This is a genomic window from uncultured Rhodoblastus sp. (assembly GCF_903903185.1).
Classification (GTDB): domain Bacteria; phylum Pseudomonadota; class Alphaproteobacteria; order Rhizobiales; family Beijerinckiaceae; genus Rhodoblastus.
Genome location: NZ_CAIUXT010000119.1, coordinates 12962 through 27070, shown reverse-complemented (window position 1 = coordinate 27070; position 14109 = coordinate 12962). Strand labels below are relative to the sequence as shown.

At 61.9% G+C, this 14109-nt stretch carries 8 protein-coding genes; all 8 read right to left on the bottom strand.

Features of this window, described 5'->3' with window-relative positions; all coding sequences use genetic code 11:
* Window positions 1-109 precede the first annotated feature (109 nt).
* Window positions 110-1216: a 3-isopropylmalate dehydrogenase gene (gene leuB / locus QZY01_RS10815; RefSeq protein WP_294536918.1), complete on the bottom strand. Its 1107-nt coding sequence runs from the start codon at window positions 1214-1216 to the stop codon at window positions 110-112.
* A gap of 185 nt (window positions 1217-1401) precedes the next feature.
* Window positions 1402-3186, bottom strand: coding sequence for a hypothetical protein (locus tag QZY01_RS10810; protein WP_294536915.1), 1785 nt, complete (start codon window positions 3184-3186; stop codon window positions 1402-1404).
* Between the two features lie 299 nt (window positions 3187-3485).
* On the bottom strand, window positions 3486-5186 hold the full coding sequence (locus QZY01_RS10805) for a hypothetical protein (RefSeq protein ID WP_294536912.1): 1701 nt from the start codon (window positions 5184-5186) through the stop codon (window positions 3486-3488).
* A 406-nt stretch (window positions 5187-5592) separates the two neighbouring features.
* Window positions 5593-7332: a porin gene (locus QZY01_RS10800; RefSeq protein WP_294536910.1), complete on the bottom strand. Its 1740-nt coding sequence runs from the start codon at window positions 7330-7332 to the stop codon at window positions 5593-5595.
* A gap of 403 nt (window positions 7333-7735) precedes the next feature.
* Window positions 7736-8128: a hypothetical protein gene (locus QZY01_RS10795; RefSeq protein ID WP_294536907.1), complete on the bottom strand. Its 393-nt coding sequence runs from the start codon at window positions 8126-8128 to the stop codon at window positions 7736-7738.
* A gap of 22 nt (window positions 8129-8150) precedes the next feature.
* Window positions 8151-9686 (bottom strand): efflux transporter outer membrane subunit, encoded by a 1536-nt coding sequence (locus tag QZY01_RS10790; protein WP_294536900.1) that lies wholly within the window; start codon window positions 9684-9686, stop codon window positions 8151-8153.
* Window positions 9683-10885: an efflux RND transporter periplasmic adaptor subunit gene (locus QZY01_RS10785; RefSeq protein ID WP_294536898.1), complete on the bottom strand. Its 1203-nt coding sequence runs from the start codon at window positions 10883-10885 to the stop codon at window positions 9683-9685. The genes QZY01_RS10790 and QZY01_RS10785 overlap by 4 nt, the downstream gene beginning before the upstream one ends.
* Window positions 10882-14046 (bottom strand): efflux RND transporter permease subunit, encoded by a 3165-nt coding sequence (locus QZY01_RS10780; protein ID WP_294536895.1) that lies wholly within the window; start codon window positions 14044-14046, stop codon window positions 10882-10884. Before QZY01_RS10780 ends, QZY01_RS10785 begins: the two co-directional genes overlap by 4 nt.
* Between the last annotated feature and the right edge of the window lie 63 nt (window positions 14047-14109).

Genomic DNA, 14109 nt, shown 5'->3' with positions numbered 1-14109 from the left:
GCAATGTGCGAAAAAGTGGACGCCGGTTTTTCGCAAAAACATTGCGAAAACAAAGGAATCCAGAGTCGATTGCGATTCGGCCGAATCGCGGTCGACTCCAGTATCGTTCTTACAGCGCCTTTTGCAGCGCCGCGACGATGGCGTCGCCCATCGCAGAGGTCGAGATGCTCGACGCCGCCTCGCCCTTGATGTCGGCGGTGCGAAAACCGCTGGCCAGCACCTCCGAAATGGCGCTGTCGATACGGTCGGCGGCTTCACCGAGGCCAAAGGAATAGCGCAGCGCCATGCCGAAGGAGCCGATCATGGCGATCGGATTGGCGACGCCCTTGCCGGCAATGTCGGGCGCCGAGCCGTGGACCGGCTCATACATCGCCTTGCGCTTGCCATTGGCGTCGGCCGCGCCGAGCGAGGCCGAGGGCAGCATGCCGAGCGAGCCGGTCAGCATGGAGGCGACATCCGACAGCATGTCGCCGAACAGATTATCGGTGACGATGACGTCGAACTGCTTGGGCCAGCGCACCAGCTGCATCCCGAGCGCGTCGGCGAGCATGTGCTCCAGCTTCACGTCCGAATAGGATTTCGCGTGCAGGCCGGTGACGACTTCCTTCCACAACACGCCGGATTTCATCACATTGTGCTTTTCCGACGAGGTCACCTTGTTCCCGCGCTTGCGCGCCAGCTCGAAGGCGACGGCGGCGATGCGCTCGATTTCGAACGTGTCGTAGACCTGGGTGTCGATGGCGCGCTTCTGGCCATTGCCAAGGTCGATGATCTCCTTCGGCTCGCCGAAATAGACGCCGCCGGTCAGTTCGCGCACGATCATGATGTCGAGGCCCTCGACGATCTCGCGTTTCAGGGCCGAGGCGTCGGCCAGAGCCGGATAGCAGACGGCGGGGCGCAGATTGGCGAACAGGCCGAGGTCCTTGCGCAACCGGAGCAGGCCGGCTTCCGGGCGCGCGTCATAGGGAACCTTGTCCCATTTCGGTCCGCCGACGGCGGCGAGCATGACCGCGTCGGCCGCTTGCGCCAGCGCCATGTCGGATTCGCTGATGGCTGCGCCATGGGCGTCATAGGCCGAACCGCCGACGAGACCTTTCTCGAATTCGAACGACGCGAGGCCTGCGCCGGCAATGACCTTCGCGACTTTTTCGACTTCCGAAGTCACTTCGGGCCCGATGCCGTCGCCCGGCAGCAGGAATATTTTATAGCTGGCCATGATCCGCCTCGTTTTTCGATTTTCGCGCGCGAACGGGTTCCCGGCGCATCACTCGCGCCTTGCTAGACGCGGTGGCCGCTATTGGCAAGAATTCAGGCGGCGCGCCAAAAAAAATCCCGCGAGGCGAAGCTCGCGGGATTTGATTTCAGGCCGGACCGGCGTCGAAAACTTTCGGGAAAAAACGCTCAGAAGCTGTAGCGAAGGCCGGCGGTCGGGGCCCAGTTGTTGGGGTTGTAATAGTTCGAAGCCAGGCCGCCGGTGACGACCGAGTACAAAATGCCGGCGTAAATGTCGAACCGCTTGGTGAAGTGGTAATCGACGGAGGCCGAGACGCCGTTGAGGGCGCCCGAGCAGGTCGAGCTGCGCGGCGCGCTCTGTGCGGCATAAACCGTTTTCGCGCCGCCAAAGGTCGTAATCGTCGTGGCCTGAGGCAGATAGGCCGGCAGGTTGCAGGTCGCAAGGCTGGCGCTCGCAGTATTCGCAACGCCGGGGGTATTTACGCCCCAGCCGTAGCCGTTCTGCCAGGTGTGATAATAGGCCACGGTGAGGTCGGTCTTGGCGTCATAAGCGTATTTCGCGCCGACCCAGAAATTGTCAAGAATCTTGGCGTTCGGATAGGCGCCGTTGTTGATCGAGCTGATCACATAGCCGCCCTGGTTGGCCTGAGCGCCGATGCCGACGTTATTGGACGGGTTATGATAGATTTCGTGCGCCCAGCCGGCATAGAACTTGAAATGGTTCCAGGCGTATTTGGCCGCGATCGCGCCGCCGGTAATGTCCTGGGCGGTCGAGGACAAAGTGCCGGAATTGGCGTTGCCGGTGCTGGTGGTGACCTGGTTTGCGTGGGCGACGGTGAACTGGTTCGAGGTGAAGGTGGACGTGCCGCCAAGCTGAAGGGCGCTCAAAGGCGTCGAGGAGCTGATCGCCTGATGGAAATAGCCGAGCACGCCGTCCACATCGAGGCCGGCGTAGCTGCCACCGAGATTGGCCTGCCCGGCGTCGTTTTTGGTCGCAAAATGTTGGGGCGAGGCGGCGGGAACCGTAGACGTCGTCACCGTGCCGCCACGGCCGATATTGCCGCCGCCATTGCCGTCGGCGAACTTGTAAATCGCGCCGAAGCGGACCGGGCCGTATTCGAGCCTGTATTTGAACGCATCGTCCCAACGCGCGTTCGCGCTATTGCCGAGGCCGCTAACATAGGCTCCCGAATTGGTAATGATCGAGAAGGCGTTGGCCGCGACCGGATCATAGGCGTTCTTCAAATCGTCGGCCAATGGACGCTGCCGGCCAAAAGCCAGCTGACCGAAGTCCCTGCTGGCCAGCCCTAAATAGAGTTCGTCGTTGAAGGCTTGCCCACCGCGCGAACCGTCGCCGAAGTTGGAATATTGGTTCCGATTGAGGCCCTGGTTATCAACGATCGCGCCGGGCGCGTTTTGCAACTGTCCCGATTGCGGGTTGAAAAAGGTCGACGCATAGAACACGCCGGCCAGCCCCGGAAGGATTTCCTCCGTGCCCTTTACTCCGAGCGTCGAATTTGAAAGGCCGTTGGGCGCCACGCCGAAATAGGCGTCGTGGGCGTATCTATTGACCACCTCGGCGCCCTGATAATATTTGCCATTGATTGGCAGGCCGCTCGACGCCCAGCCGAGGCCCGCGTCGATTGTACCGAAAACGGTGATTCCGTTCCAGGTGAGCGGGCCTTCGCCGGTCGACAGGGGCGCCGGCGTTGCCGCAGCCTGGGCGAGCAAGGCTTCTGGAAGCGAGGCGAGAGGCAGGCTTCTGCCGATCCGCTGGCCGTTCTGTTGCGCGATCTGACGCTTTTCGAGTTTTTGCAACCGCCGGATGAGCGCTCTATTGAGCTTTTTCAGCTCGAACGTCTGCTGCTGGAGCGCGGACAAGTCGTCGGCGCGCGCCTCGGCGGCGCCGAGAACCGGCAACAACGCCGAAAAGACCAACAGACGGTTTTTCATTGTTCTCAGTCTTTCAATCGACAAGCTCGCCGGACGGCGCCGCCGGCTCAAACTCGATCTATTGATGATTATATTTATAACGTCGCTAAATTTTGTCAATTAATAAGGTCGTCCGATTCTTGCCTTTGTCGCGCTCCTCCGGCGATGTGGCAATTCTAACGCAGGCAGCGCAATGCGAGAGCCGAACGCAGGGTGGTTGTGCTGCAAGACGCCAAATTGGCCAAAAAAATCCCGCGAGCCGAAACTCGCGGGATTTGATTTCAAGCCGAATCGACCCTGGTCGCTTTCCGGGAAAGACGTCAGAAAGTGTAGCGCAGACCCGCGGTCGGAGCCCAGTTGGTGTAATAATTATTGCCATAGTTGGCGGCCGAGACCGGTGTTCCCACTTTCGAGCCCAGCGCCAGGGTGCCGCCCGCGAGGCCGCCTTCGACATTGGAGACTTGCATGCCGGCGTAGGCGTCGAAGTGTTTGGTGAAATGATAGACCGTGTAAAGCGAAACGGCATCGAGTGTGCCGGAACATTGGGCCGCCTGCAGATTTTGATGCATCGCCGAGCAGGTCGCAATTTGCGCTGCGTCGCCGTACTGGTTCTGGCTGGTGTGGTAATACGCCAGGGTAATGTCGGTCTTGGGATCCCAGGCGTATTTCACGCCGGTCCAGAAAGTCTGTAGAATCCGCGCGTGGGCATAGAAGTGATTATTCGCCTGGCTGAGCACATAGCCGCCCTGATTATTGTTGGCTCCGATGCCCAGAGCGTCGCCGGGATTGTTCAGGTTTTCATAATCGTAGCCGATAAAAAACTTGAACTGGTTCCAGGTATATTTCGCCCCGACCGCCACGCCCGCGGTATCGGTGATGATGCCGTTCAGCGTGTTCAAATTGTTGCCGGTCGAAGTAACAACGGCGCCCGAAATGGCGGTGAACGTGCTGCTGGTCAGCTGGGCGGAACTCAAGGGGGCGTTGCCGCCACCCATAATCGTGGCCTGATGATAATAGCCGCCCGCGACGTCCACGTCGAGGCCGCCATAGCTGCCGCCGAGGCTCAGCTGACCCGCGTCATTATGCGGCGTGAAGCACTGCTGCGCTGTCCCGATGGGCGCCGTCAGGGTTCCGGTGAAATTGCAACCGGCCGAGCCGTCCGCGAACTTGTATATCGCGCCGAAATGAACCGGGCCATAGACCACCCGATATTTGAATGAATTGTCCCAGCGGGCGTCCTCGGTCGCGCCGAGGCCTGCGAGCAATTGCCCGTTGAAACCAATGGGCGAGAAGGCATAGGCCCCGCCGGCGGGGTCATAGGCGCCGATCATGTCGGTCGTGAAGGGTCGGTGGCGGCCGAAGGTCAACTGGCCAAATTCACGCGAAGCAAGACCGACAAAGAGCTGATCGTTGAAGGCCTGACCGGCGCGACCGCCGTCGCCGCTGAAAGAATAGGAGATTCTGTTGAGACCCTGGTTGGAGACCAACGTCCCCGGCATATTGGCCAGTTGGCCCGACTGCGGATTGATGCCGGTCGAGGCCATGAACACGCCGGTCAGGCCGGGAAGAAGTTCATGCTCGCCTTTGATGCCGAGCGTCGTCTGCGACAGGCTATTCTGGGCGATGCCGAAATGGGCATGATTGGTGAATTTGTTGATCAGCGACTGGCCTTCGTAGTTTTGGCCATTTTCCGGGAGGCCGTGGCTGACCCAGCCGAGCCCGGCGTCAACCGTGCCGAAAATGGTGATGCCGCAGAAGGTCAATGGGCCGTCCAGAGATGGCAGGGCGCATGGCAGAGGACCCTTGAGGCCGGAAAGGTCGGCCCCCATGAAGCTGGTCGGGGCCGGCTGGGCGGCTTGCTGCTTCTCAAAGTTGATGAGTCGCTTTTCGAGATCTTCGTTCTTTTTCTTGAGCGCGGCGGCTTCCTGCTTCAAAGTGGCGACATCTGCGGTCTGCGCGTGAGCGACGCCCGCCGTCAGGATCGCCAGAACGGCCGAGGCCGCCATGAATTTGCTTTTCATCACCTTCGCTCCTGACCCTACCGGCTCATCCGGTAAATTGAATACATTGCAAGATGCAGTTGTTGCATCGCATGACAAATATCTAACGATGGAAAGGCGAGATAAAAAGTCCATTATTTTGGCGCCTCCCATTTAAATAGACGCTTTTTGGTCTGAAAGACCGGTTTTTGAATAATTTATGAGCAAATTCGTTCCGACCAAGCGAAAAGACTTTCAAACAGTCACACTATGTAACCAATTTACCACATGGCTCGAATTGTCCGCACGGACGGTGTAACCAGCGCGTTGCGGCGGAACGATTTCGCAAGTGACGAGCGACCCGCTCACGCATAAAAAGTCCCGCGAGCGCAACGCTCGCGGGACTTGATTTCAGGCTTGACTGGCGCCGATGACTTTGCGCAAGCGATCAGAATGTGAAGCGGGCGCCGACGGTCGGAGCGACGTTGCTGGTGTAGAAGTAGCCAGCCGCCAGGCCGCCGCTGTAATAGTTGACGAGCACGCCACCGTAGACGTCGAAGCGCTTGGTGAAGTGATAGTCGACAAAGACAGAACCGGAGTTGATCGAGCCGGAGCAGGCGCCGCTGCGGGCGGCGGTCCCATTTGCAAGTGTTGAACCGCCGGTGACCGGATTGATCGTGGCATTGCCGCAAGTCAAGAGGTTCGCGGGGCTGCCATAGCCGTTCTGGTTGACGTGCTGATATTCCGCGACGATATCGGTCTGGGGATTATAGGCGTATTTCGCGCCGACCCAAAACGTATCCAGCAGCTTGGCGGTGTAGAAGGAGTTATTGGTGACCGAGCTCAGCACATAGCCGCCCTGCGCGTTATCCGCGCCAATGCCGACGTTGTTTGCCGGGTTGTGCAGAATGATATGCGACCAGCCGGCATAAAACTTGAACTGCTCCCAGGTATATTTTGCTCCGATCGCTCCGGCAGTGGCGTCCGAGACCGAGGTTGTAGCCAAGGTATTGGCGTTGTTATTGCCGGTAGTGACGGTCCTCAAACCGGTATTGGAGACGAAGGTGTCGACCCCGCCCGCTTGAGTCGCGCTCAGAATAGAGGTGGTGATCGCCTGATGGTAATAACCGATGACGCCATCGATATCGAAGTGGGCATAAGACCCACCCAGACTGAACTGCGCCGCATCGTTCTTCGGTGTGGCGAATACCTGACCGACCAAGGTCGAAGCCGAGCAACCGGCCGCGGTCGCCGCGGTAAGGCAGACATTGCCGCCTGCGGAGCCGTAGTTGCTGCCGCCGTTGCCATCTGCGAATTTATACATCGCGCCGGCGTGGACCGGGCCGTATTCGACGCGGTATTTGAACGAATTATCCCAGCGGCCGTTGCCCGTGAAGGCCTGGCCGGAAACGTAGCTGCCGGAATAACCGATGAGCGAGAAGGCGGACGCGCCGCCGGTCGCATCATAGGCGCCGACGAGGTCGGTCGCGAAGGTCCGATGCCGGCCGAAGGTCAGCTGACCGAAAGTCGGGGAGGACAGACCGACGAACAACTGGTCGTTGAAGGCTTGGCCGCCGCGCGAACCGTCGCCATTGTTCGAATAATTGAAGACGCTGGCGCCGTTGTTGTCGACTTGCGAGCCCGGAGCATTGGCAAGCCTGCCCGACTGCGGGTTGATGTTGGTCGAAGCCCAGAACACGCCCGACAGGCCGGGCAGAATTTCGGTCGCCCCCTTAATGCCGAGGACCGAAACAGACAGATTGTTCGGGCTGATGCCGAAATAGGCGTTACGGGCCTTGGAATTCAGAACCGCGTCGCCGAGGTAGAGATTGCCGTTGATCGGGAGACCGTGGTTGGTATACCCGACGCCGGCGTCGATGGTGCCGAACACGGTGATGCCGCAGAAGGTCAGCGGGCCATCCGGGACTGGCAGGGCGCAGGACGGCAGCACGCCTTTGAGGCTGGAGAGGTCGGCCGCCATGAAGCTGGACGGGGCGGGCTGGGCGGCAGCCTGCGCGGCCTGCTGCTTCTCAAGCTTGTTGAGGCGCAATTCGAGCGCTTCGTTCTGCTTCTTGAGCGCGTCGGCTTCCTGCTTCAGCGTTGTGACAGCGGCGGTCTGCGCGTGCGAAACCCCCGTGGCCGTCATGAGCGATATAACGGCGGCTGCCGCCATGAATTTGTGCTTCATAATCCATCTCCCCGTTTACGGGCCGGCGTCCGCGTGCGTCGCCAACCGCTCCAGCCCTAAACCACAGCAAACACTGCGGCTCTTCGAAAACTTTTCGCGACCGAATGGTTCCTGCCACCGGATCGACTGCTACTGGATTAGAGGGGGGTCCGGTTTTTGGCAATCGCGCAAGGCCCGAAAATGGCCGCTTCAAGGCGAAAGAGTCGGGGTGTGTCTTTCTTGCAATAATCGGCTTCCCGGCGGATGCAACCGGGGCGGCGCTTTATGACAAAAAGATGAATTTGCTGCGTTGCGAAAGATATGATCCGCTTCTGCTTGTCACAAAGGAAAGGCTCAGTTCGACATAGTCGGGTTATACTTTTGTCGCTTTGAGAGGCAAAAACGGGATCGGGCAACCAGACGTTCATTCCCGTGAGTGAGAGACGCGGAGCCCTTCGGCACAGGAATCCGTCGCATGGCTGGCGCGCCAGAATGCCCGCGGGCCGGGCTCCGATTGCGGCGTCGGCGCGTGACGGGCGCATTTACCGGCCTGCGCCCACCACGCGGCCGGCTTGTCGCTGCGGTCCACCGGTTGCAGGCCCTGGGTGGGCTTGCGCCAGTATCGGCAATCGGCGCAGGCAACCATTTCGAAGGCCGCGCCGCGCTCCAGATATTCGCCGCAGCCCTGCGCGCCATGGGTGGTCGGCCAATGGACGATCCTTTCGGCTTCGCTGGCGGCGAGGGGCGCCCGGCGCAGGCACCAGCCTTCGTTTGGACGCGCCATTTTCCAGAACAGGCAGTTTTCGCAGCGATCCATTTGGCGTCACTCTCTCGCCGTTCTATCGCGGCGCCTGCGCGGCGTCCAAAGCCGCTCGTCCTGGAGTTTGTTCCGGACCCTGGCCGGGATCGTGACCCTGTGGCCCGAGAAGGGCAATGCCCGGCGTCGCCGTCGGCGCCGTCGGCGGGGCCTGGCCGCTCCAGCCGCCGCCGAGCGCCAGCATCAGCGCGACATATTGCTGAAGCAACCGCGTCTGCACCGATAATTCGGCGCGTTGCGCGTCGAGCGACGCGCTCTGGGCGGTGACGAGATCGAGCGACGAGGCCGCGCCGTCCCTGTAGAGGCTCATCGACATGTCGAGCGCGCGCTGCGCTGCCTGCGACGACATCGCCAGCGCCGCATGTTCCTGTCCAAGAAAGCGGATCGAGGCCAGAGCGTCCTCCACTTCCTGAAAGGCGGCGACAACCGTGGTCTTGTAATCGGCCGCAGCCGCCGAAAAATCGGCGCGCGCGGCGTCGAGCGTCGCCTGCCGCTGGCCGCCGTCGAAAATCGGCGCGGACACCGCAGGGCCGACGCTCCACAGGCTGTTCTGCAGGTTGGCCAACTGCAGGGTGGTGGATTGCGTGCCGCCGCCGAGCAGCAGATAGAATCGCGGAAAGAAATCGGCCTTGGCCGCGCCGATGCGCTCGTTGGCCACCAGGACCAGCCTTTCGGCGGCGGCGACGTCGGGCCGCCGCAGCAACAGATCGGAAGGCGCGCCGCGCGGCGGGCGCGGCTGTGCGGGCTGCACGCCGGTCGCGGCGATTTTGAACAGCGTGGCGGGCTGGCCGACGAGCGCCGCCAGCGCATTCTCCAGCACCGCGCGGTTCTGGGCGATCTCGGCGGCGGCGGCCCGGGCGTTGGCCAGTTGCACCCTGGCGCGCTCGACGTCGATCGGCGGCGCGACATTGCCGCGCAAACGCTGCTCGGTCAGGTCGAGCGCCGATTTGTAGACGACGATCGTCCGCGCCAGCAAAGCCGCCTGCGCGTCGGCCCCGCGCAGCGCGATATAAGCGCGGGCGAGACTGGCGTGCAGAGACTGCCTGGTCGCTTCGAGAAGGTCGTCATTGGCCTGCGCTCCCGCCTCGGCGGCGGCGATCGTGTCGCGAATGCGTCCCCACAGATCGATTTCCCAGGCCGCCTGGGCGAAAAGCTGGTTGGAGCCGTAAAAGGTCGGCTGGCCTTTGGAGCGCAAAGGCCGTGTCATCGATTGTTTGTTGTCGGAGAACGCGGGCTGCGCCGCCACGCCCGGGTAAAGGCCGGAGCCGGCGAGGTCGACGATCGCCTTGGCGCGCTGGTAACGCGCCAGCGCCGCCGCGAAGCCGGGATTGTCCTCCTCTATCCGCGCTTCGAGCCGGTCGAGTTCGCCATTGTGAAAAGCCCGCCACCAGCCGTCGCCGATTCGTCCGGCCCCCGAGGGCAGCGCGGTCTTGAACCGGGCGGGCGTCGCGATCGGCGGCGGCGCGTAATTGGGCGCGAGGTCGCAGCCGGCCATCAAGCCTGTCAGGACGACCAGCGCGGCGCGCCAAACGGGACGGTTGGAAAAAGGCAGGATCATTCCCTCGCGCTCGCCGCCGGGGCGCCGCCGATGCGCACCTTGTCGCCCTCCGCCAGCGTATCGGCGGGATTGTCGATCACCCGGTCAGCCGGCGCGAGACCCGCGGCAATGGCCACTTCCGATCCGAAATCCGCGGCGATCGACACCGGTTTGAACCTCACCCGATCCTCCGCATCGACAATCGCCACCCGCGTCCCGTGCTCGCCAATCGTCAGCGCGCTGGCGGCGATGCGCAATTGGCTCGGATCGACCGGCAGTTCGAAATGCACGTCGGCATAGGAGCCCGGCAGCAGCGCGCCGTCGGAATTGGGCGTGTCGAGTTCGACCAGCAGGCTGCCCGTCCCCGCGCCGATGGCGCTGGAGGTGGTGACGACCGGGGCCTCGAAGGTCCGACCGGGCCATTGCGGCGTGGTGAAAGAGGCCTTCATGCCCTTGCTGATCCGGGCGGAATAGATTTGCGGCACGTTGACATAAATCCGCACGGCGTGAATGTCGGCGACCTTGAACAAGGGTTCGTTGCTGCGCTCGGGCGAGACGAAGGAGCCGACATCCACCGTGCGTGCCGTGACCACGCCGTCGAAAGGCGCCACCACCTGCGCAAATGCCTTTTGCGATTTGAGCCGGTCGAGATTGGCGGAGGCGGCGCCGACCTCCGCCTGCTTGACCTTCTCGTCGCTGGCCTTTTCGTCGCTGGATTGTTTCGAGACGGCGGAGGAACCGCGCAGCGCCGCCCAGCGATCCGCCGTCACCTTGGCAAGGGCGAGCGCCGCCCGCGCCCGGCTCAGTTCTTCGCGCGCCTGGGCAAGGCGGTCGTCGAGCTCCGGGGTGTCGACTTCGGCCAGGATGTCGCCTTTCTTGACCACAGCGCCAATGTCCCTGCTCCAGCTTCTGACATAGCCAGCCACCTGCGCACGGATCGCGGCGTCGTAAAAAGCCGCGACCGAACCGGGCAAAGCGAGAATTTGCGGGCGCGCATCCTGATGCGGCTGGACGATCGATACATAGGGAATGGCGCGTTCGCGCGTCCAGACCGAAAGGTCGGTCTGGGCCTGCCGCCGCTGCACCACCGCGAAAGCGACATAGGCGAACAGAATCGCCAAGGCGGCCAGGATCGGCCATCCGCCGAAACGGGAACGCTTGCGCGGCGCCACGGGCGAAGCGGAAGCCAGCTCGTCCTTGATGGCCAGTTCTTCCTTCATGAAGACATCTCACTCGCGGCCAGCGGCTGGAAGGCCTCGGCGCGCGGTTTACGGGAATGCGCCATGGCGAAGACCACCGGCACGAAAATCAGGGTGGCGACGGTGGCGAAGATCAGGCCGCCGATCACCGCGCGGCCCAGCGGCGCGTTCTGTTCGGCGGAGAGCGCCATCGGACCCATGCCGATGATCATCGCCAGCGCGGTCATCAGCACCGGACGAAAACGCCCGATTCCGGCGTTCAGCGCCGCAGCGAAGGGTTCAAGCCCCTCTGCCAGTTGTTCGCGCGCGAAACTGACTACCAGAATCGAATTGGCGGTGGCCACGCCCATGCACATGATGGCCCCGGTGAGCGCGGGAACCGACAGGGTCGTATGAGTGGCGAACAGCATCCAGACGACTCCTGCCAGCGCCGCAGGCAAGGCGGTGATGATGACGAAAGGGTCGATCCAAGACTGGAAATTCACGACAATCAACAGGTATATCAACACCACCGCCAAAGCTAGCCCTTGATAAAGCTGACTATAGGCTGACGCCATTGTCACGGTCTGGCCACGCAGCACGACCAGCGAGCCGCGCGGCTTTTCCGCGTCCAGTGCGGCGATGACCCGCTCGATGTCGGCGGAAACCGCTCCGAGATCGCGTCCCGTATTGCTGGCGTAAATGTCGATCACCGGCTGCACCGAGTAATGCGACACCACGGCGTTGCTGGACTCGCGGCTGATCTGCGCCACGCCGCCGAGAAGCTGCGGAGACTTGCCCTGGGATGCGGGAATGCGCGCCAGATCGTCCAGCGATTCCATCCAGTATTGCGGTGTCTGGGTCACCACCGGATAGGATACGCCGTTTTTCGGATTGAGCCAGAACACTGGATTGGTCTGGATCGACCCCGCCAAGGTGATCTGCATCGAAGTGGCGATGTCTTTCATGCTGAACCCGAGCCGGCTGGCTTGCAACCGATCCACGTCGACCCGAATCGTCGGCGCGTCGCCGGGCTGCTGGATGCGGGCGTCGGCGACGCCGGTTACTTGGGCGATTCGCCGCAACAGCCTGGCCGCATGGGCGCGGTTCGCCGTCGTGTCGCTGCCGATGACCTGCACGTCGATCGGAGCGGGTAGGCCGAAATTTAGAATTTGCGTAACAATATCGGCGGGCAGAAAAGCAAAAGTCACGCCTGGAAAGCTTTGTGGCAGTTTTTCGCGCAAACGCTCGACCAAAGCCTCGCTCGTTTTCTCCTGGCCTTCTTCGAGGGTAATCAGGATATCAGCGTCGGCGGCGCCGATTGTACCGGTGTTATTATAAGCCATGCTGGTGCCGCTGACCGGCAGACCGATATTGTCGACCATCGACGCAACGACCTTCGGGCCCGCCACTTCGCCGATCGCCGTTTCGACCCGCTTGACCAGCCGACCGGTCTCCTCGATCCGCAACCCAGTCGGCCCGCGCACATGCAGTTTGAGCTGGACGCCCTCGATATTCGGGAAAAAATTCTGGCCGAGCAGGGGAAAAAGCGCAAAGGACGCGAGGCAAAACCCCAGAAAGGCGATGACGAATTTCCAGCGCAGCAGCATGGCGGCGCCGAGCAGCCGGGCATAGGCCTGCCGCGCGGCCTCGAAACGCCGTTCGAACCCCCGCTGGAAGCGGCCGAAAAATCCGCGCGGCGGCGAATCGTGGTCATGGACGTGTCCGCCGAGCAGGTAATTCGCCATGGTCGGAACCAGGGTGCGCGACAGGATGTAGGAGCCGACCAGCGCGAAGATCACCGCCTTGGCCATAGGGCGGAACAAGTAGCCTGAAATTCCGCCCAGGCCGAACATCGGCACGAAAACAATGCAAATGCAAAGCAGCGAAACCGTGGCGGGAATGACGATCTGGCGCGCGCCGTCCATGATCGCCGATTCGATTTCCTTCTTCTGCTCCAACTGGAAATTGATATTTTCGATGGTCACCGTCGCGTCGTCGACCAGAATGCCGACGGCAAGGGCCAGACCGCCCAAGGTCATGACATTGATGTTCTCGCCGGTCGCCGCCAGCCCGGCGATGGAGCCGAAAATGGCGAGCGGAATCGAAACGATGATGATGACGGTCGAGCGCCAACTTCCCAGAAAGACCAGGATCATGAGGCCGGTCAGGGTGGCGGCCAGCGCGCCTTCGAAGATCACCGAGGAAACGGCGTTCTGCACGAAGCCCGACTGGTCCCCGACCGCGACCAGCTTGATCTCCGGCGGCAGGATCTCGCGCAGCCTCGGCAAAAGCCCCTTGACGCCGTTGATGACATCCAGCGTTGAGGCCGAACCCGCCTTGACGATAGTCATCAGCACCGCGTTGACGCCATCGACGCGCACGATATTAGTCTGCGGCGGATAGGAATCATGCACGTGCGCGACGTCGCCGATCCGCACGGTCGCGCCATCGACGCTGCGGATCGGCAGATAGCCCATCTCCTCGATGCGTTCCGGCGAATCGTTGAGCTGGATGACATATTCCTTGCCGCCAATTTTCTGGGCGCCGACGGGAATGATCAGGTCCTGCTGGCCGACAGCGGCCACCACATCCTGCGCGGACAGGCCGTAGGAGCGCAATTTGGCCTGATCCACATCGATCTGGACCTGCCGGACCTTGCCGCCATAAGGCGAGGGGACGGCGGCGCCGGCGACCGTAGCCAACTGTGGTCGAATCTGGTTCTGCGCGGCATCGAAAATCTTCGCTTCGGAAATGGTTTCGCTGGACAAGGCGAGTTGGATCACCGGAACGCTGGAGGCGTTGAAAGTCAGGACATAAGGCGGGGTGATTCCGGGCGGCAATTGCTTCAGCACCGTCTGCGAGACGGCCCCGATCTGGGCCAGGGCGGCGTTGATGTCCACGGTCGGCTGGAAGAAAATCTTGACCACGCCGTAACCAGACAGCGACTGCGATTCCATATGTTCGATGTCGTTGACCGCCGAACTGACCGCACGCTCGTAATAATAGACGATGCGGCCCGACATGTCGTCCGGCGGCAGGCCGTTATAGGTCCACACCACGGCGACGACCGGAATGCGGATCGCCGGGAAAATGTCCGTGGGTGTGCGAATCCAGGCGATGACGCCGAATATTACAATGAGCATCGCCATGACGACGAATGTATAGGGTCGGTTCAGCGCGATGCGGACGAGTGCGAGCATCTGGACCCTTCAAACACGTTGACGCCAGGCGGGGAAGCGGCGCCCACCCATTTGGCGGACCAT